Below are 1103 nucleotides of genomic sequence, written 5' to 3' on the forward strand. Positions count from 1 at the left end.
CTTTGAACATCTGGAAGGAACGTCTCAATCCAATCGCTAGCGAAACTCAGCCGATGGCTCAAGCGAAGAAATGTCTCGGTGAGGAACGCTCTGAAGTGATCACGGTCCGCGAAGATCTCTGGCGAGATCTCGCGTTTCAGATCTTTCCACAGCGGTTCGATGGCGTTCAACGTCGGTGAATACGGCGGGATGAAGACGAACTCGATGTCGAGTTCGTCGGCCCGTTGTTGGGTGAGGTTCGCGTGATGAGAGCCGTAGTTGTCGGCGACGAGCAGAATCCGTCCGACCGGATTCTGCTCGCGAATCTCTTCAAGTGCCTCAACGATCGTCTCTTTGACCAACCGTTCTTTGAACGTGATCACGCTCTGGCCAGTGAGCGCGTAGAACCCAATCGACCGCCGAGGAAACGTTACCAGCGGTTTCTCGATCGTCACTGTCCGATCAAACGACCACATTCGCTGAGAATTGTCGAACGGTTGGGGCCACGCTTCATCGAAAGAACCCGAACACGACCGGGTCTTCTTCCTCGTCATCTGGCTTCTCGGGGTCCTCGCCGAGCGCCTTGACCAGGCGCTCGGCGAGAATCTCTTCAGCATTGTCGGATCGTCGTGGATCCATTGGCCGCGGTTTGGCGTAGTTCATTCCCGCTTCTCGAAGTTTCCGGCTAAGATGGGACGGGTGGTACGTGACGTTGTATCGGTCTTCGATAAGCGCGTGAATCTGCTTAGGAGTCCATGGCTGGCCCTCTTCGAGAATCTCACAGAGTTCGTCCCACTGTTGGGGGGTGAGCTTCGGCGGCCGACCGCCGCCGAAGCGTGGGCGGAGACCCTCTACGCCACCATCATTCCACGCCAGTGCCCACCGACGCGTCGTGGATCGGGAGATCCCGACGCGTCGACCTGCTTGCTTGCGCGTATCTCCCTGATAGAGGTTCTTGATGTAACACAGTCGCCGGACGAGACGGGTCTCGTCCGCCTCCTGGGCCGATTCAATTGCTTGATCGAGTTCTTCCTCAGACAGATGCCGCACCAACAAACCACGCTGACTCTTGTTCATCGAGAACAATACGCTTCCAAGGGGGTCAACGCTTTCGCAGACCACTC

General features: G+C 57.0%; 1 pseudogene. It reads right to left on the minus strand.

Going from position 1 to position 1103, the window contains the following annotated elements:
- Positions 1-1056 (minus strand): annotated as a pseudogene (locus tag GWG54_RS21450) (IS630 family transposase); the annotation flags it as partial.
- Positions 1057-1103: the final 47 nt, after the last annotated feature.

Source organism: Natronococcus sp. JC468 (assembly GCF_012163165.1).
Classification (GTDB): Archaea; Halobacteriota; Halobacteria; order Halobacteriales; family Natrialbaceae; genus Natronococcus; species Natronococcus jeotgali.